This is a genomic window from Streptomyces sp. NBC_00012 (assembly GCF_045040875.1).
Taxonomy (GTDB): Bacteria; Actinomycetota; Actinomycetes; order Streptomycetales; family Streptomycetaceae; genus Streptomyces.
In genome coordinates, this window is record NZ_CP108309.1 from 7,420,984 (window position 1) to 7,439,779 (window position 18,796).

Sequence of the window (18,796 nt, forward strand, 5' to 3'; positions counted from 1 at the left end):
TCAGTCCCCTCGGAGGGCGGTTTCGAGGACCGCGGCGATCTCGGCCGCCGGGCCCGGAGTGAGTACGTCGCTGTGACCGCAGTCCAGTTCGTGCACGTCGAGCGCGGCGGTCACGCGCTGCCAGGCCTCGGTCTTCTCGGCCGTCGTGGGCCAGTCGTCGTGCGTCGCGGAGAAGAGCGTCGTCGCGCCGTCGTAGGGGGACGGGTGCCAGTTCCGTACGAGCCGCGTGTGATGCGCCCCGGTGTCGACGAGGGTGTGGAGCTGCGCCTCCGAGAGGCCGTCGAAGGCGCCCTCGCGGGCCCGGGCGAACAAGGTGGAACGCTCCAACGGCCTGTCCGGCAACGGAAGTTGCGGCGCATGGGAGTGGAGCAGGATGCGCAGCATCTCCTCCTCGACGGCGGCGGGGTCCAGTGGGGTGCCCCTGATCGCTTCCGGCATCGGTATGGCGTCCACCACCGCGAGCATCCCGACCTCCTCGCCGGCCCGGCGCAGCCGCACCGCCAGTTCATGGGCGAGTGGACCGCCGAAGGACCGGCCGAGCAGCAGATACGGTCCCCGCGGCCGGAGTTCACGGACGCTGCGCAGATACAGGTCGGCCATCTCGCCGATGGTGGCCGGGAGTCCGGCGGCACCGGTCAGCAGCGCCGGGCTCTGCAGGGTGTGCACCGGACGGTCCGGAGCCAGGTGCGGCAGCAGATTCACGTACGACCAGCTGAGACCGAGCCCCGGGTGCACGCAGATGAGAGGGGTGCGGTCGCCACCGGTCCGCAGGGTGAGCACATGCTCCAGGCCGTTGTGGTGCGGGTCGTCCGGCGCGGTCGCGGACCGGGGGCGTTCGCGGGTGGGGCGCAGCGGTGTCCGCGCGACGGGGCTGGCGGTGGACGGCGGGGCGTCGAGCCGGGCGGCGAGACCGGCCGGGGTCGGAGCGTCGAACAGGGCGGACACCGGGATGCGTACGCCGAGCACCGTCTCGATCTTCGACTTCAGGCGCAGCGCGGTCAGCGAATGGCCGCCCGCCTGGAAGAAGTCGGTGTCGGGCCCGACGGCGGGGACACCGAGCACCGTGCCGAACAGCGCGCACAGCTCCCGCTCGCGCGCAGTGCGCGGCGCCCGCCGGGCCACCGGTTCCCCGGTGGGTCCGGGGTCGGGGAGCGCGGCCCGGTCGGCCTTCCCGTGCCGGGTGAGCGGCACCTCGTCGATCCGGGCCCACAGGGTCGGCACCAGGTGCGCGGGCAACTGCCGGGCGGCACGCGCCCGCACCGCGGCGAGGGTCCGCTGCCACTGCTCCTCCCCGCCCCCGCCCCCGCCCCCGGCCGGCACCAGCCAGGCGGCCAGCAGCTTGCCGCCCGCCGCGTCCCGCCGGGCGCCGACCACGGCACGTGCCACGCCGGGGCAGCCCGCCAGCGCGGCCTCGACCTCGGCGGGCTCCACGCGGAAGCCGCGCACCTTGACCTGGTCGTCGGCCCGGCCCGCGAACTCCAGGACGCCGTCCGGCGTCCAGCGGGCCAGGTCCCCGGTGCGGTACATGCGGCTGCCGGGCGGTCCGTACGGATCGGCGACGAACCGCTCCGCGGTGGCCGCCGGCCGCCCGAGGTAGCCCTGCGCGAGACCGCTGCCGCCGAGGTAGAGCTCACCGGCGGCGCCCACCGGGACGGGGCGCAGCCGGGCGTCCAGGACATGGGCGCGGGTGTTGTCCAGGGGGCGCCCGATGGGGACGGCCCCCGGACGGTCCGCGGACCGTCCGGCGGTGTGCGCGGTGGCGAACACCGTCGTCTCGGTGGGTCCGTAGCCGTTGACGACCACGGTGTCCGGGCAGTGCTCCCGGATCCGGAGCACGGTGCCGGGCGCCAGGACGTCCCCGCCGGACCACACCTCACGCAGCCCGGACAGCGCGCCGGGCGCGATCTCCGCGACGGTGCGCAGCAGTTCGGGGGTGAGCATGAGCGCGGTGACCCGCCGTTCGCGCACCACCCGCTCCAGCAGTTCGGGGGTGACCGCCTCGGCGGGGGCCACGACCACGGCCCCGCCGTTCAGGAGCGGGACCCACACCTCGTAGGTCGAGGCGTCGAACGTGTACGGATTGTGCAGCAGCACCCGGTCGTGGGCACCGCCCGCGAAGCGGCCGTCGGCGGCGAGTTCGGTGATGGCCCGCTGCGGGACGACCACCCCCTTGGGCTCACCGGTGGAGCCGGAGGTGTAGATCGCACAGGCGGCGGACCCGGGATGGGTGTCGACCCGGTCGAAGGGGATGGGCCCGGACGTCTCGGTGATGTCCAGCACCGAGACACCGGCGGGCAGCCGGGCGGCGGCCGGGTCGGTCCCCCCGGTGAGCACCAGGGCGGGTCCTGCCGCTGCCAGCAGCCGGGCCAGCCGCTGTGCCGGGTGCGCCGGGTCCAGGGGGAGCCAGCAGGCGCCCGCCTTGAGGACCGCGAGCTGTGCCACGACCAGGGACGCCGAGCGGGGCAGCAGCAGGGCCACGGTGTCGCCGGGCGCCACCCCGGCCCGGACCAGGCGGCCGGCCAGCCGGTCCGACGCGGCGTCGAGCCCGGCGTAGCTGAGCGTCTCGCCGTCGGTGTCGACAGCCGGTGCGTCCGGGGTGCGGGCCACCCGGTCGGCGAACCGCCCGGTCAGGGTGGCGGGTCCGGTGAGTGCGCGGGCCGGGCCGTCGGCCAGGGCCAGCAGGTGGTGCCGCTCCGCCACGGGCAGGGCGTCGATGTCCTCCACCGGCGTCTGCGGCGAGTCGGCCAGCTGCTCCAGCACGTGCGCGAGGCGCTCGGTGACCGCGGTCGCCGAGATGCCCCGGCGGCAGCTCACCGACAGCAGCAGCCGGTCCTCGGCGACCGCCGCGATCGTGACCGGGTAGTGCGTCGCGTCCTTCACCTTCGCCAGGCGGACGGTGTCGGGACCGTCGTCGCTGCCGGAACCGCGCGGGAAGTTCTCGAAGGCGATGACCGAGTCGAAGAGCTCACCGGCCCCCACGGCGCGCTGCACCTCGGCGGCGCGGGCGTGGTGGTGTTCCAGCAGCCGGGACTGCTCGTCCTGGATCCGGCGGAGCAGCTCGTCCACCCGCTCGCCGTCCCGCAGCCGCACCCGTACCGGCAGGGTGTTGATGAACAGGCCCACCATGGACTCGACGCCGGGCAGGTCGTGCGGGCGGCCCGAGACGACGGCGCCGAAGACCGGGTCACGCGATCCGGTCAGCCGGGCCAGGACCAGCGCCCAGGAGACCTGGACCAGGGTGTTGAGGGTGACGCCCGCCGTGGCGGCCCGCCGGACCAGCCTCTCGGTGAGGTCGGTGGCCAGCCACAGCCGCGAACGGTCGGGCACCGTGTCGGGTCCGGCCGGGGCCAGCAGCGCGGGCCGTTGCACGCCCTCCAGCGACTCGCACCAGGCGGCCTCGGCCTTGTGCCGGTCCTGACCGCCCAGCCACACCAGGTAGTCCCGGTAGGGTGCGGCGGGCGGCAGCGGCCGGCCCGCCACGAGGGCGGCGAGGTCCCGCTCGACGACCGGCATCGACCAGCCGTCCAGCAGGATGTGGTGGAAGGACACGATCAGTTCGGCACCCGAGTCGAGCCGCAGGAACGTCGCACGGACCAGGGGCGGGCGGGCCACGTCGAAGCGGAGCGCCGCGTCCTTCCGCAGCACCTCCTCGGTCCGCGCGTCTGCCTCGTCGGGGGCGAGACCCGTCAGGTCCACCTCGGCCCACGGGACCCTGATCGCCTTGGGCACGACCTGGACCGGACGGTCGAGGCGCTCGTGCCGGAAGCAGGCGCGCAGGTTCGGATGCCGGTCCAGGAGCGCGGCGACCGCGGCCCGTACCGCGTCTCCGGTGATCGCGGGGCCGATCAGGAAGCGGGCCTGCACCAGATAGGGGTCCGGGCCCTCGGTCTGCCGGGCGGAGTGGAAGAGCAGGCCCTCCTGCAGCGGGGAGAGCGGCAGCACGTCCGCGATGCGCGCGTTCATCGTCGCTCCCCTTCGCGGCCGGTGCGGCCGGTGTCGTCGAGTCCGGAGCCGAGTCCGGCGTCCAGTCCGGTGTCGAGGTCGGTGTCGAGGTCGCCGAAGTCCATCTCCTGCGTGAGCAGTTCGAGCTGGTCCCCGGTCAGGTCGACGAGCGGGAAGTCGGACGGGGCATGGCCGGCCCCGCCGTCCGGCCCGCAGTGCTCGGCGAGGACGCCGAGCGCCTCGGACCACGCCCCGGCCAGTGCGCGTACCTCGTCCTCGGTGAACGCTCCGGACGGGTAGGAGAAGCTCGCCTCCAGCACGGGCTCGCCGTTCTCCTCCCGGGCCAGCACATCCACTTCCAGGCTGTGCGCCAGCGGCACGGCGTCCGGGCCGGGTTCGAGCAGCCGCCCGCCCGCCGCGTCGGCAGCGGCGAACCGGCCCAGATAGTTGAAGCGGACATCGGGTGCGGGGAGCGCGGCGAGTGCCGGGCCGGTCTCCGGGTGGAGGTAGCGCAGCAGCCCCCAGCCGAGCCCGCCCGAGGGCACCGCACGCAGCTGCTCCTTGACGCACTTCAGGGCCTCTCCCGGCCGGCCGCCGGGAGCCACCGACGCCGCGCCGATGTCCAGGCGGACCGGGTACTGTGTGGTGAACCAGCCGACCGTGCCGGACACGTCGACCGGGGCGGAGACGGCCTCGCGCCCGTGGCCCTCCAGATGGACGACGAGCGAGGACCCGTTGCCGCGCCGCTGGACGGCCGCGGCGGTCAGGGCGGTCAGCATCACCGCGTCGGGGCGGCAGTTGAAGGTGCCCGGCAAGGTGATCAGCACGCTGCGGGTGAGCCCGGGGTCGAGATCGAAGGTGAGGGTCTCCCGCCGGCCACCCGCCCGACGGCCGTCGGTGAGCCGGGCCGTGTCGTCCGCCAGCTGTGCCTTCCACCAGGGGAGTTCGCCGATCCTCAGCCCTGCCTCCTGGGAGAGCAGCCGGGACCACCGGGTGAACGAGGCCGTCCTCGCGGGCGCGGTGTCACCCTCGGGGCCGCCGTCCAGCGCCGCGGCGAGCTCCTGCCCGAGCACCCGCCAGGAGAAGCCGTCCACGGCCAGGTGGTGCACGGTCAGCAGCAGGGCACCGGCCCGGTCCGGGCCGGGGTCGAGCCACACCGCCCGCACCATTTCGCCCTCCTCGGGGCGCAGGGTGATGGTGCGCGCGAGCTCCGTCGCCCGGGAGTGCAGATCGGCGTCCGCGGGCACGGCCACCCGGAAGGCCCGCGCACCGCGGGGGCCGCCCTTCTCGGGCACGTGAAGTTCCCAGCCGGTGTCGTCCTCGCACACCAGGCGCATCCGCAGCGCGGCGTGGCGCGCGGTCAGTACGGAGACGGCCCCCTCGATCGCGGCGAGCCGGGTGCCGGCCGCCAGGGGGAACAGCATGGACTGGGTGAACGCGGCGGTGTCCCGGACCTGTTCGCGCCACCAGTGCATCACCGGGGTGAGAGGCAGCCGCCCGCCCCCGGTGTCCTCCTCCTCGGGGGCGTCGCCGTCGGGCGTACGGGCCAGCACGGCCAGCCGGGCCGGGGTGCGTACCGTGAACACATCGTGCGGCGAGAGCACCAGACCGGCCGCCCGGGCCCGCGCGGCGAGCTGGATCGCCATGATGCTGTCGCCGCCGAGCCGGAAGAAGTCGTCGTCGGCACCGGCCTGTTCGACGTCCAGCAGCTCCGCGAAGAGTCCGCAGAGGACCTCCTCGCGCGCCGACCCGGGGAGCCGGGCGATGTCCGTGGTCCGGGTGGCGGGCGCGGGCAGGGCGGCCCGGTCGAGCTTGCCGTGCGAGGACAACGGTAGCGCGTCCAGCGCCACCACGGCGGCCGGAACCATGGCCGCGGGCAGCCGCCCGGAGGCGTGCAGCAGCAGCCCGTTCTCGTCGATCGCCGCTCCCGGCGTGGGCACCACGTACGCGACGAGCTGTGCCGTGCCGCCCCGGTCGTGCCGTACGACGGCCACCGCCCGTTCCACGGTGGGGTGTTCGGCGAGTGCGGCGGCGACCTCACCGGGCTCGATGCGCAGCCCGCGCAGCTTCACCTGTTCGTCACCGCGCCCGAGGTAGTACGTGTTCCCGTGGTCGTCGCGGTGGGCGAGGTCGCCGGTGCGGTACATGCGGCTTCCGGGCGGACCGTAGGGATCGGCGACGAACCGCTCGGCGGTGAGCGCGGCACGGCCCAGGTAGCCCCGGGCGAGCGCCGCACCCGCCAGATACAGCTCACCGCCCGCCCCGGCGGGTACGGGCCGGAGCCGTTCGTCCAGGACGTAGGCGGTGGTGCCCGCCACCGGTGTGCCGATCGGCGGCGCCGTCCCGTCGGCCTCCAACGGTCCGGAGACGGTGGCGACCACGGTCGACTCGGTGGGCCCGTACGCGTTGTGGAAGCGCCGCCCCGAGACGGCCCAGCGGGCCACCAGCTCCGGCGGGCATGCCTCGGCGCCGACGACGAGGGCGCGCAGCTGCGGATGCGGCCCGGCCGGCACGGTCGCGAGCACCGACGGCGGAATGAACGCGCAGGAGATCCGCCGCTCGGTCAGTACCGTTCCCAGATCCTCGCCCACGAGCGGACCGCGGGGCGGCAGCACCAGCGTTCCGCCGGAGCCGAAGGCCATGCACAGTTCGCCGACGGAGATGTCGAAGGAGGGCGGCCCCAGCTGGAGCACCCGGCTGTCCGCGTCCAGCGCGATGCCCTCCACCAGGCTCCGGGTCAGCGCGGCCACCCCGGCGTGGTCGACCACCACACCCTTGGGGGTGCCGGTCGAGCCGGAGGTGTGGATGACATGGGCGGTGTCGTGCGGCTGCGGACCACCCGGCGGCAGCGGCTCCCCGGCCCAGGCGTGCTCGTCGAGGACCAGGGTCGGCAGACCGGTGTCCAGGGGCGCGGCGCCGGGTTCGGTGACCAGCAGCACCGGCGCGGCCTCGGCGAGCACCCGGCGGATGCGCTCGGCCGGATGGGCGGGGTCGAGGGGCAGATAGGCGGCGCCGGCCCGCTGCACGGCCAGTGCGGCCACCGGCCAGTCGCTGCCACGGGCGAGGGCGAGCGCCACGATCCGCCCGGGGCCGGCCCCCCGGCTCACCAGATGCCCGGCCAACCGGGCCACCCGGTCGTCCAGTTGGGCATAACTCAGGGTGTACGCGGGGGACTCGACGGCCGGCGCGTCCGGCGTGCGGGCCGCCTGCCGGGTGACCAGCTCCGGCAGCGGGACGGGGGCGGGGACGACGGGCCCGGCGGAACCGGCGAGCAGCTCACCGCGCATCGCCGACGGGACCAGGTCGATGTCCCCGACGAGCGCGGTCGGGTCGGCGGTGATCCGCTTCAGCAGCTCGACGTAGCACTGCGTCCAGCGGGCCACCGTCGCGGGGTCGAAGACATCGGTGCGCAGCCCGAAGCTGCCCTCCATGCCGTCACCGCTGTCCTTCACCACGCCGACCAGGTCGTGCTCGCCGCCCGTGTGGATCCGCTCGGGCTCCGCGAACTCCTTCATCACCGAGACGCTCGGCTGCTGCGTCAGGTGCATGAACACCCACTGGTACAGCGGGGCACGGCCCGCGCTGCGCTCGGGCGCGGCGGCCGAAACGATCCGGCCCACGGGCACGTCCGCGTTGGCCATCAGATCCGGGAAGTCGACCGCGAACCCGGCGAGCAGATCGGCGAAGGACCGGTCCGGATCCACCTTCCAGCGGGTCGGCACGGCATTCATGACATAGCCGATGACCCGGTCGAGGCCCTTGGCCGCGCGGTTGGCAATGGGAGTACCGATCACCAGGTCGTCGGCGCCGCTGACCCGGTGCGCCAGGACGGCGAAGGCGGCCATGAGGACGACGTAGACCGAGGCGCCGCGCTCCCGGGCCAGGGCCCGCACGGCGGCGGTGGTGGTTGCGTCGATGTGGAAGGGCACCTGCGCGATGCCTTCGTCCCCGGTGACGCCGGTGCTGCCGGGCACGGTCAGCGGGCCGGGCGGGTCGGCGAGATAGCGCCGCCAGAAGTCGAGCCGGCTCGCGAAGACCCCGGACTCCGCCAACTCGCTCTGCCAGGAGGAGAAATCGGCGTACTGCGCGGCCGGGCGGGTCAGGGGCGGTTCCAGGCCGTCGCGCAGCGCGCCGTACGCCTGCGCGAACTCGTTCTGCAGCACGTCGAACGACCACCAGTCGCTGATGGTGTGGTGCAGACTCAGCATCAGTGTGGAGCGCCGTTCGTCGACCCGGACGAACCGGGCCCGGATCAGCTTGTCCCGGCCGAGGTCGAAGGGGCGGCTGCGGAAGGTCTCGAAGGCCGCGTCGATCGTCCCGCCGGTGCCCGGCAGATCCTCGCGCTCCAGGTCGAAGGTCCCGTCGTCCGGGAATTCGACGTGCAGTTCGCCCGACGGGTCCGTCACGATCCGGGTCCGCAGGATGTCGTGGTGACGCTGCATCAGCGTCAGCGCCGCCTCCAGATGTGCCGGGTCCACGGGCCGCTCGAAGTGGTAGGCGGCGCACAGGTTGAGCGCGGGGGTACCGGGATACAGCGAGTCGTACACCCACAGGTCGTGCTGCGCGGGGCTGAGCGGCACCCGGCGGGCCGGGTCGCGCGGCGGTATGACGGCGGGTATCTCGCGGGCCCGACCCGCCTCCAGCAGGCGGCGCATCAGCCGGACCCGCTGTTCCCGGCCGAGTGCGACGAACCGGTCGGCCATGGAGGGGAATGCCGCGACCGGGGCGGTGCGCGAGACGGTGGGGGCGCTCATCACAGGTTCTCTTTCAGTTCGGCCAACCGGTGCAGCCCGGCCAGTACGTCGTCCCGTCCGATGCCGAAGTCGATGAAGCAGGCGACCTCGTCGACGCCCAGCTCCGCCAGATCGGCGAGCATCTTGGCGCAGTGACCGGGGGAGCCGAGCAGGCTGCCCCAGCTCAGATAGCGCTCGAATGCGAAGTCGGCCAGCATCGTGGTCTGTTCCTCGGTGAGGCTCGCGGTCGTGGCGTCCGCGGAGCGGTTCGCCGCGGTCTGGCGCACGTACGAGGCGAGATAGGTCTTGAGCGGGGCGCCCGCCATCCGGCGGACCTCCGCGTCATCGGTGCCGACGTAGGTGTGGGCCATCAGCGTGACCCGCCCGTGGGCGTCGGTGCCCCGCTGGTCGGGGGCCTCTGCGCAGGCGGCGCGGTAGCGGGCGATCTTCTCGGCCAGCTCGTCCCGGCTCTGTCCCACGGTCGCACCCAGCACTCCGGCGCGCAGCCGTCCGGCGGCCTCCCAGGTCTCCGGGTTGCCGGACGTGGTGATCCACAGCGGCAGGGTGTCCTGCACCGGGCGGGGCTGGGGTGTGACGGAGACCGGGGTGCCCGTGCCGTCGGGGTACTCGGCGGGCTCGCCCGCCCACAACGACCGCAGCCGCGGGATCGTCTCCAGGGCGGTCCGCCGGCGGTCCGAGTAACTCTCGGGGGCCAGCGTGAAGTCCTTGGAGTGCCAGCCGGTGGCGACGGACAGGCCCACCCGCCCGTGCGAGAGGTTGTCCACGACGGCCCAGTCCTCCGCCACGCTCAGCGGGTGGTGCAGCGGCAGGACGACGCTGCCCGCGCGGATCCCGATCCGCTCGGTGGCGACGGCGAGTGCCGCGCTGAGCACCGGCGGGCTCGGGAAGACCTGCCCCACCTGCTGGAAGTGGCGCTCGGGGGTCCAGACGGCGTGGAAGCCGAGCCGGTCGGCGGTCCGGGCCACGGCGAGGATGTCCTCGTACGTCTCGGTGTGCCGGGCCTCGCCGGCGGTGGTGCTGTCCGCACCGAAGAACATCACACTGAGGTCCACTGCCACTCCTCCTGCTTTCTTCCGGTCTGGGGCTGGGTCTGGGGTTGCGGGCGGCGCGGCACCCGGGGGCGGCGCGGGATGGGGGAGGCGGACGCGGGCGCGGGCAGGGCGGCCGCACGTTCCAGCTCGACGGCGAAGGCGGCGACCGTGGGCGCCGCGAACAGCTGGGCCACGGTCAACTGCCGCCCGGCACCGAGCCGGGCCACGACGCGCACGGCGCGCAGCGAGTTGCCGCCGAGTGCGAAGAAGTCGTCGTCCGGGCCGGCGCCCGGCACTCCGAGGACCTCGCACCACACGGCGGCGATCTCCTGTTCCAGAGCCGTCATCGGGCGCTCGGTGACGGACCGGCGCCGGTCCGGTGCCGCGATCCGGTCGCTCTCGCCGGCCAGTCGCGGCGGGGCGGGCAGGCCCAGCCGCGACAAGGGGGTGTCGGGCGCGGCCGCGGCAGCCTCCAGGGCCTCGGAGAGGGCGTCCGCGAGCCACTGGACGAACTCCGCCTCCAGCGCCTGCCCGCGGTACTCGAACGTCAGCGTCAGCCCGTCCGGCGCGCCCCGGTCCGAGGTGGAGTCGGTGACGTCCACCAGGAGTTCGAACCGGGCTGCGCCGGTGCGCACGACCTCGACGCCGTGCTCGGCGCCGGGCAGCGTGACCTCGGCCCGCGCGTTGTTCTGGAGCGCCAGGACCACATCGGTGAACGGCTGACGGCCCGGGGGACGCGGCGGGTTGAGCGCGCCCACCACGTCCTCGAACGGCACGTCCTGGTGGCTGAACGCGGCGAGGTCCGTCTCCCGCACCCGGGCGAGCACTTCGGCCGTGGTGGGGTCGCCGGACAGATCGGTGCGCAGCACCAGCATGTTGACGAAGAACCCGACCACGTCCTCGACGCTGCCGTCCCCGGCGCGCCCGGCCACCGGGGCGCCGATCGCCAGGTCCTCGCCCGCGCCGGCCCGTGCCAGCACGGTGGCCAGCGCCGCGTGCAGGGCCATGAAGAGCGTGGCGCCCCGGACGCGGGCCGATTCGACTACCCGGGCGTGCGCCGCCGCGTCGAGCCGGCGCACCACCACCCGGGCGGCCGGACCGGGTACGGCGGGGCGTCCGGCGCGGCGGGGCAGCAGCGGACCATCGGCCGGCAGCCCGTCCAGTTCCTTGCGCCAGTACGTGAGCTGACGGGCGGCCAATGCGTGCGGATCGGACGGCGAGCCGAGCCGGTCCAGCTGGTGACGGGCGTGCTCCGCGTACTGGAGGGCGAGCGGGGGAAGCCCTGCCGGGTCCGCGCCCCGGACCCGTGCCTCGTAGGCGCGGGAAAGATCGCGGAAGAGCGGCCGCAGCGACCACCCGTCCCCGGCGATGTGATGGACCAGCACCAGCAGCGCGTGCTCGTCCGGCCGCTCCGACGAGGTGAACAGCGTCGCCCTCATCGGGAGTTCGGTACGCAGATCGAAGCGGTGACCGGCCTCCCGCTCGATCTCCCGGTCCATCGAGTCCCCGGTGGTACGAAGCTGCCGGAACGGAGGCCGGGCGGCCGCCCCGCTCAGCACCCGGCGTACGGGGGAGCCGTCGGACTCCTCGAAGACGGTCCGGAGCACCTCGTGACGCTCGGCGACCCGGGCCAGCGCGTCGTCCAGCGCGGCCGCGTCGACCGGGCCCCGCAGTCGGACCAGCATCGGCAGGTTGTACGCGGCGCCGGCCCCGATCCGGTCCAGGAACCACAGCCGGTGCTGCGCGTGCGACACCGGGAGTGCCCCGGAGGCGTCGCCGGGCACAGCACTCGACGAGGGGCGCACCGGGGGAGCGGTGTCGACGAACGGGGCGAGGAGCGCCGGGGTGGGCGCCTCGAAGAGCCCGCGGATGTCGATCTCGACGCCGAGCACGCCACGGATCCGGCCCAGCAGCCGGGCGGCGAGCAGGGAGTGGCCGCCGCGTGCGAAGAAGTCGTCGTCCGGGCCGGCGCGGTCGGTGTGCAGCATCTGGGCGAAGAGCTCGCACAGCGTGGCCACGGTGCCGCCCGGCGCCGCCCGGCCGACGGCGGCCGTAGCGGTTCCGGGCTCCGGCAGGGCGGCCCGGTCGAGCTTTCCGCTGGGGGTCAGCGGCAGCTCGTCCAGCGGAACGAAGACCGCCGGGACCAGGTAGTCGGCCAGCACACCGCGGGCGTAGGCACGCAACTCCGCTTCCCGGAAGCCCTGTCGGGCGCCGCCGCTCGGTACGACGTACGCGATGAGCTGGCGGTCGCCCGCCGGGTGCTCATGGGCGACGACCGCGGCCCGGTCGATGCCGGGGTGCCGGGTCAGTACGCTCTCGACCTCGCCCGGCTCCACCCGGAAGCCCCGGATCTTCACCTGGCTGTCGGCCCGGCCCTGATACTCCAGGACGCCGTCGGCACGCCGCCGTCCGAGGTCACCGGTGCGGTAGACGCGTTCACCGGAGGGGGAGGCGACGAAGCGTTCGGCGGTCAGCACGGGCCGTCCGCAGTAGTCACGGGCGATGCCCGCCCCGGCGGCGTAGATCTCACCGGTCCGCCCGTCCGGCACCGGACGGAGCTCTTCGTCGAGGACGTACAGCCGCTTGCCCGCCAGCGGACGGCCGATCGGCACCGGGCCCGCTGCGAGTTCGGCGGCGCTCACCGGGTGGACGGTGAGGAACACCATGCACTCGACGGGGCCGTATCCGTTGCTCAGCCGCAGCTCCGGCCGGTGCTCCAGCGCGCGGGCCGCGTGCGGCACCGACATGGCCTCGCCGCCCACCACGAGTTCCCGCAACCCGTCCATCACCTGCGGGTACTCGTCCACGACGACGTTGAAGAGGGAGGCCGACAGGTACATGGAGGTGATGCCGTGCTCGGCGACGAGCCGGGCCATCAGGAAGGGCTCGGGCCGCTGCCCGGGGTGCAGGACGCAGGTCCCGCCGTTCATGAGCGGCCCCCACAGCTCCAGGGCGAACGCGTCCCAGGACAGTGGCGCGCACTGGAGCCAGACCGCGCCGGGGCCGAAGGACGCGAAGCTCTGCCCGGTGAGGGTGGCCGTGATCGTATGGTGCGGCGCGGCGATGCCCTTGGGCCGGCCGGTCGATCCGGAGGTGAACATCACGCAGGCGATGTCGTCGGGCCGGGCCGGGACGGCGCCGCGCGGCAGCGGCCGGGCCCCGGCGGCGTCCTCGATGTGCACCCGGGCCACGTCGAGCATCCCGGGCGCGGCGTCGCGGGCCGTGACGACCACGGCGGCCCCCGCGTCCTCGGCCATCGCCCGCAGCCGTTCGGCGGGGAACCCGGGGTCCAGCATCACGTAGCCCGCCCCGGCCTTGAGGATGCCGAGGATCGTCACGACGAGTGCGGTGGAGCGCTCCAGGTACACGCCGACCGTGTCGCCGGGCCGGATGCCCCGCGTGGCCAGCAGGCCCGCCAACCGGTCCGCCCGGTCGTCTAGTCCGGCGTAGTCGACCCGCTCGCCGCCGTCGATCAGCGCCGTGGCGCCGGGTGTCCGCGCCGCCTGCTCCTCGAACAGTTCATGCACGCACCTCATCGCGCTCACCTCCCAGTGGCTCGCTCTGCTCGACCTGGTCCTGCGGTGCGTCGAGGTCGGGCAGCAGGGTGTCGATGTCCCTGATCGAGCGGCTGGCGAGTCCCCAGAGGGCGACCCCGGTCCCGCCGATACCGGCCAGGAACAACATGGCGGCCATGCCGCTGCCCGGACCGTCGCCGACCAGGGGGCCGAGCACGGTGAAGAGCCCGGAGCCCCGGGCGGCCAGCGGTTCGAAGACGTGATCGGCGAGGGGACCGGAGACCGCCATGGCCAGCGGCACGGAGATCTGCGACAGGAACATCACCGCGCCGAAGACCCGGCCCTGCCATTCGTGGGGCACCTTGGTCTGCACGATCGTCTGCATCGAGGCATTGACCACCGTCATGAGCAGGGCACCGACCAGGATGGCCAGGCACCAGCCGGTCACATTGCCCACCAGGCCCATCACCACCAGGGCGGACAGGCACATGCCGACCACGCCGAGCATCATGCCCCGGCCCCGGTTCGCGGGTCCGCCCCAGGCGGCCATGAGCAGGGCACCGGCCACTCCGCCGATGCCGACCGAGGTGTTGACCGCGGCGAGTGCTCCGTTGCCGGCCCGGAGCAGCACCATCGGTGAGATGAGGGCGAAGCCGAAGACCATCACGAGGTTGACGACACAGAAGTTGACGATCAAGTCGCGCAGGCTGGGCACCCGGAACAGGTAGCGCAGCCCTTCGACGGCATCGGCGGTGATCCGGCGGCGCGGTGCGTCGGGATTCTTCGTCACCCGGTCGCCCTTGAAGCGCACGATCTGGATGCCGATCAGGGCGAACGCGTAGCTGGCCAGGTCGACCAGGAGCGTGGGGCCGATCCCGAAGAGCGCGACGAGCAGACCGCCCAGAGCGGGGCCGCCGATCCCGGCGGCACTCTTCGCACCGGCCAACAGCCCGTTGGTGCGGTCCAGTTGGTCCTTGCGGACCAGAAGGGGAACGGCCGAGGACAGGGCCGGGAACTGGAAGGCGGCGCAGACGCCGAGCAGAACGGTGGCCGGATAGACCTGCCAGGCCTGGAAGGCGCCGAGGTAGTGGAACAGGGCCAGGGTGCCCACGACGAGGAGTCCCCCGGCATCGGCGATCCGGAGCGCGGAGCGCTTGGGTATACGGTCGATGATTGCGCCCGCAATCGGACTGAAAACGGCTTGTGGCAGCATCGCGCACAACGACAGGATGGTGACGGCGGTCGCCTGCCCGCCGGCCGACCAGACCTCGACGATGAAGGCGAACCGGACCGCCGCGCTGCCCGCCAGGGACACCGCCTGACCGGACCAGACGAGGAGAAAGGGGCCCATTCCCGAGAATCGGCCGGGAATGTCAGTTGATATCCGGGTGCCCATCAGGAACCGGATCCCTTGTGCACCGACATCCGGCACACGGTGCCGGAGCCGTCGAACGGTGTGGTTGCCACGCCTCAATCCCCCAGGATGTCGCGTCCTCTGCGGATCACCACGGATCCCTGTCCGAATCGAACGGGGTCATCATGCGGCGGCCGATTACCGCTGCGTTCCCTTCGCGAACGCGGGAACGGGAAGGAAGAGGGAACGGATCGGGAGGGATGCGGGAGCCGGGAAGGCAAGGGTCGTCGCGTAGTTGTCTGCAGAAGGAGTACTCACGTGAAGGACCCCAGGGATCGTTCGCCCGACGGGACGGAACTGCGCCAGGCCCTCCAGGACCTGTCCACCGTGGAACGGTGGGCCGAGCGTGTGGCGTCCGGTGTCAGGTCCCATCCGTACACCGCGCCGGAGTCCTGGGAGGGGCCCCAGCTCAGCGTCGAGACCAGAACCGAGAACGGCATGCACATGGTGGCCCGGATCGTCACGTGGCCACCCGGGAACGGTGCCGGTCCGGCGGTCCTGGACGAGTCGGAGCGTGCGGTGCTCCGCTCCCTGGTGAGATCGCTGCTCGACCTGGCCGGCCACGAGTCGGGAACGGCCCGTACGCGCGTGGTCCTCACTCCACTCGGCCCCCGCGTCGCCGCCTGCCAGCTCGACGTGGAATAGCGGAACAGGCGGCTTCCGGTCCCGTTCCCGCGGCAGTTCCCGGAGGCGGGATCGGGGCAGGAACGGACCGGGAACGCCGATCAGCAACATCAGTGGTGTCGGGAAGCGGAACACCGCAGAACCTCACAAACACCACTTAGGGGCGGGACAATGGGACGCAAGCTTGCTGGACTCTTCGGGATCATCGCGGCGACGCTGGCCTTCGGTATCGGCACGGTGGTCGAGGCGGGGCAGGCGCACGAAGCCCGGGGCATTCAGCAGGTTCTCGCCGACGACAAGGGCCCGACGATCATCGGCACCACGGGCACCGACGACGACAAGGGTCCGACGGTCATCGGGACCCATGTGCTCGCCGACGACAAGGGCCCGACCGTCATCGCTCGGACGATCACGGACGACAAGGGTCCGACGGTGATCGGTACCACCGGCACGGACGACGACAAGGGTCCGACGGTGATCGGTACCACGGGCACCGACGACGACAAGGGCCCGACCTCCCCCGTCATGTGAGCCCACCCCGCCTCGACACACGAGCCCCGCACCGGACCACGGTGCGGGGCTCGTCGCTGTCCGTCCAGGAGCAAGGGCTGTCCCGTACGGCGACGGCGACGCCTCCTGCGATGGCGGCCGGTCGTCAGCTGCGCCGGTGATCCGCCGGAACGCCCATCCCGTCGAAGAGCCGCTCGGCCTCCGTCCGGTACCGATCCGACTCCGGCGTGTCGCCGAGGGCGTCGGACATGCCCGCGAGGGCGTAGGCCTGCTCGATGCGGTAACTGAGGGACGAGGCGAGCTCATGGGCATGGGTGTGCAGCGCGAGGGCCGCCGCGGCATCGCCCTGCCGCCTGCGCAGCCGGCCCACGATGTTCTCCACCTTGGCCCGGCGCAGCGGCGAGGGATTCGTCCGCATCATGTCGAGGGCGAGCTCCGCCTGGTCCGGGACACGCGGCGGCATGCCCAGCCGGTTCTCCACATCGGCGGACAACGCCAGGGTCAGGGCGAGGTTCACCTCGTTGCCGGCGTCCCCGTACAGTGCGCGGGCCTCCGCCAGGCAGCGGTCGGCCTCCTCGTACGCCCCCAGGCCGACATGGGCGAAGGCGAGGTCGGTGATGGCGCCGGGAAGCCCCTCGTGCTGCCCCAGCTGGCGGCTCAGTTCGGCCGAGCGCCGGGCCGCGTCCCGCGCTTCCTCGTACCGTCCCCACTGCTCGTACAGAGTGCTGAGCATGGTCAGGCTCTCGGCCTCCGCGCGCGGCATGTCCAGGTCGCGTTCGTGCGCGATCGCCGTCTCCATATGACCCAGGGCCGCGGAGAAGTCACCGAGCAGACTGTTGAACTGGCCGAGGATGCTCTCGCTGTGCGCCTGGGTGTGCAGATCACCGAGACGGATCGCGACGTCCCGGCTCTCCCGGGCGGCTTCGAGCCCCTCGGAGAGACGGCCGAGCTTCCAGCAGGCGACGCCCAGGTTGGACAGGCTCACCCCCAGCAGCGCCAGGTCCTGGAGCCGGCCGGCAGCGGTGACCGCGACCCGGCTCAGCTCACCGAACTCCTCCAGCAGCCCCAGGTCGTTGAGCTGGAAGACGAGATTGCGTGCCAGGCACACCACATAGCGGTCGTACCCCCGGCGCTCGGCGAGCGTGACCGCCGCGAGGAGCGAGCTCTGCTCGCGCAGGAACCACTTCCGCGCCGCCTCGGGGGTGTTGAGGTCGGGCAGTTCGGCCTTGGAGGGCTCGATGCCGGTACTGCGCCGACGCCGCCCGGAATAGAGGAGATCGCACGCCACCTCGGTGGCGGTGAGGTAATAGCCCAGCAGCCGCTCCACCGCCACGGAGTCCTCGGGGGACTCTACGAGCAGGCTGTGCGCGAAGCTGCGGACCAGATCGTGGAAGGTGTAGAGACCGATCTCCGGCTGCTGCACGAGGTGCACGTCGAGCAGCATCTCCAGCAGGTCCTCCGCGTCCCGGGCGCCCGAACCCAGCAGCGCACCGGCGGCGTGGATGTCCATGTCGCTGCCCGGGTGCAGGGCCAGCGTCGAGAACGCGTTCCGGCACTCCTCGTCCAGGGCCTGGTAGGACAGGCGCAGGGTGGCGGAGACGCTGCGGGCGCCCGAGCTGAGCTCGTCGAGCCTCCGGGTCTCGTCGCGCAGCCGCTCCGCCAGGTACTGAAGGGTCCAGCGCGGGCGGTTGCGCAGCCGGGCGGTGGCGATCCGCAGGGCGAGGGGGAGATGGCCGCAGAGCCGGGCGATCTCCGCGGCGGCCTCGGGCTCGGCGGCGACGCGCTGGGCGCCGAGCGTCTCGGCCACCAGCATCGCACTGTCCTCGGGCGGCATCACCCCGATCGAGATCCACCGGGCGCCGTCCAGATCGACCAGCCGGGCCCGGCTGGTGACCATGACGAGGCTGCCGGGGGAGACGGGCAGCAGCGGGCGGATGGCGGCGGCGTCGGCCGCGTTGTCGAAGAGGATCAGCAGCCGCTTGCCGACCAGGGTGGCGCGCCACAGCGCAGTGCGGGCGGGCACGTCGTCGGGGATGAGGTTGCCCGGGACACCGACGGCACGCAGCAGGCTGTCGAGCGCGATGCCCGCGGTCACCGGCTGGTCGCCCGGCGTGTGTCCGCGCAGGTCTATGTGGAGCTGCCCGTCCGGGTACTCGGGGGCGAGCCGGTGCGCGGCCCGTACCGCGAGCGAGGTCTTGCCGCAGCCGCCCATGCCGTCGATGGCCACGATCTGGGGACCCTGCTCGCCGCCGGCCTCGGCACCACGCAGGATTTCGGCCAACTCCCGGTCCCGTCCGGTGAAGTCCGCGAGGTCGTACGGGAGGGTGCTGGGGGGTTCCGCCGGCAGCGCCACGGTCACCACCGGGGCGGCGGCCGGCTCGGGGCCGGCCAGTTCGGGGCTCTCCCGCAGGATTCCCTCGTACAGCTTGGTGAGGTTGGGGCCGGGGTCGATGCCGAGTTCCTCGGCGAGGAGTCCGCGTACCTTGCCGTACTCGTCCAGGGCCTCGGCCTGCCGCCCGGACCGGTACAGGGCGATCATCAACTGGCCGCGCAGGGACTCGCGCAGGGGATGCTGCTGGACCAGCTCCCGCAGCTCGACGACGAGTTCGGCCGAATCGCCGAGTGCGAGGTGGAGTTCGAAGAGCTGTTCCGCCGCGGTCAGCCGGCGCTCCTCGATGGATGTCGACGCCGCCTCGATGACCGGGCCGCCGCTCCCCGACAGAACGGGTCCTCGCCAGAGCGCCAGGGCTCCGCGCAATATCTCCGCGGCTTCGGCTGTGCGGCCGTCGGAAGCCGCGAGCTTCGCTTTGCGTATCAGTAGGCCAAATTCGGCCACGTCGATTTCACATTGTTCGTGGGCGACGCGATACCCGGGGCCGTCGGTGAGGAGAACGCCGGCGCCCCCGGGTATCCGTCTTCGGAGATCCGCGACTGCCTTGCGCACTTGGTGCGGAGCCGTCGTGGGCGGTTCCTCGTCCCAGGCCGCCTCGACCAGACGGGATACCG

Annotated in this window: 8 protein-coding genes; 2 read left to right on the forward strand and 6 right to left on the reverse strand. The window is 73.2% G+C overall.

Annotated elements, in window-relative coordinates; translation table 11 throughout:
• The 5 genes from OHA19_RS33810 to OHA19_RS33830 are packed head-to-tail and all read right to left on the reverse strand — an operon-like array spanning window position 1 to window position 14,593.
• Window positions 1-3,963 carry a non-ribosomal peptide synthetase gene (locus OHA19_RS33810; protein ID WP_405752627.1) on the reverse strand — a complete coding sequence of 1,321 codons (3,963 nt, stop codon included), beginning with the start codon at window positions 3,961-3,963 and terminating at the stop codon, window positions 1-3.
• Window positions 3,960-8,696 (reverse strand): amino acid adenylation domain-containing protein, encoded by a 4,737-nt coding sequence (locus OHA19_RS33815; RefSeq protein ID WP_405710345.1) that lies wholly within the window; start codon window positions 8,694-8,696, stop codon window positions 3,960-3,962. The genes OHA19_RS33810 and OHA19_RS33815 overlap by 4 nt, the downstream gene beginning before the upstream one ends.
• Complete coding sequence (locus OHA19_RS33820; protein ID WP_405710342.1) at window positions 8,696-9,748, reverse strand: MupA/Atu3671 family FMN-dependent luciferase-like monooxygenase; 1,053 nt, start codon at window positions 9,746-9,748, stop codon at window positions 8,696-8,698. The genes OHA19_RS33815 and OHA19_RS33820 overlap by 1 nt, the downstream gene beginning before the upstream one ends.
• Window positions 9,733-13,263: an amino acid adenylation domain-containing protein gene (locus OHA19_RS33825; protein WP_405752630.1), complete on the reverse strand. Its 3,531-nt coding sequence runs from the start codon at window positions 13,261-13,263 to the stop codon at window positions 9,733-9,735. The genes OHA19_RS33820 and OHA19_RS33825 overlap by 16 nt, the downstream gene beginning before the upstream one ends.
• Entirely contained in the window at window positions 13,247-14,593 is a 1,347-nt protein-coding gene (locus OHA19_RS33830; protein WP_405710336.1) for an MFS transporter, read from the reverse strand. The genes OHA19_RS33825 and OHA19_RS33830 overlap by 17 nt, the downstream gene beginning before the upstream one ends.
• Before the next feature lie 321 nt (window positions 14,594-14,914).
• Between OHA19_RS33830 and OHA19_RS33835 the strand changes: the two genes are divergently transcribed.
• A complete protein-coding gene (locus tag OHA19_RS33835; RefSeq protein WP_405710333.1) occupies window positions 14,915-15,301 on the forward strand; it encodes a hypothetical protein in 387 nt (128 codons plus the stop codon).
• Between the two features lie 150 nt (window positions 15,302-15,451).
• The gene (locus tag OHA19_RS33840) at window positions 15,452-15,811 is read left to right on the forward strand and encodes a hypothetical protein (protein WP_405752633.1); all 360 of its coding nucleotides are present in this window, start codon (window positions 15,452-15,454) and stop codon (window positions 15,809-15,811) included.
• Window positions 15,812-15,935: 124 nt separating this feature from the next.
• Here the strand turns inward: OHA19_RS33840 and OHA19_RS33845 are convergent, their stop codons facing one another.
• Complete coding sequence (locus OHA19_RS33845; protein ID WP_405710328.1) at window positions 15,936-18,626, reverse strand: BTAD domain-containing putative transcriptional regulator; 2,691 nt, start codon at window positions 18,624-18,626, stop codon at window positions 15,936-15,938.
• Window positions 18,627-18,796: the final 170 nt, after the last annotated feature.

Coding starts and splice junctions, on each gene's coding strand:
- OHA19_RS33810 (WP_405752627.1), bottom strand. CDS start 3,963: ATGAACGCGCGCATCGCGGACGTGCTGCCGCTCTCCCCGCTGCAGGAG.
- OHA19_RS33815 (WP_405710345.1), bottom strand. CDS start 8,696: ATGAGCGCCCCCACCGTCTCGCGCACCGCCCCGGTCGCGGCATTCCCC.
- OHA19_RS33825 (WP_405752630.1), bottom strand. CDS start 13,263: ATGAGGTGCGTGCATGAACTGTTCGAGGAGCAGGCGGCGCGGACACCC.
- OHA19_RS33830 (WP_405710336.1), bottom strand. CDS start 14,593: ATGGGCCCCTTTCTCCTCGTCTGGTCCGGTCAGGCGGTGTCCCTGGCG.
- OHA19_RS33840 (WP_405752633.1), top strand. CDS start 15,452: ATGGGACGCAAGCTTGCTGGACTCTTCGGGATCATCGCGGCGACGCTG.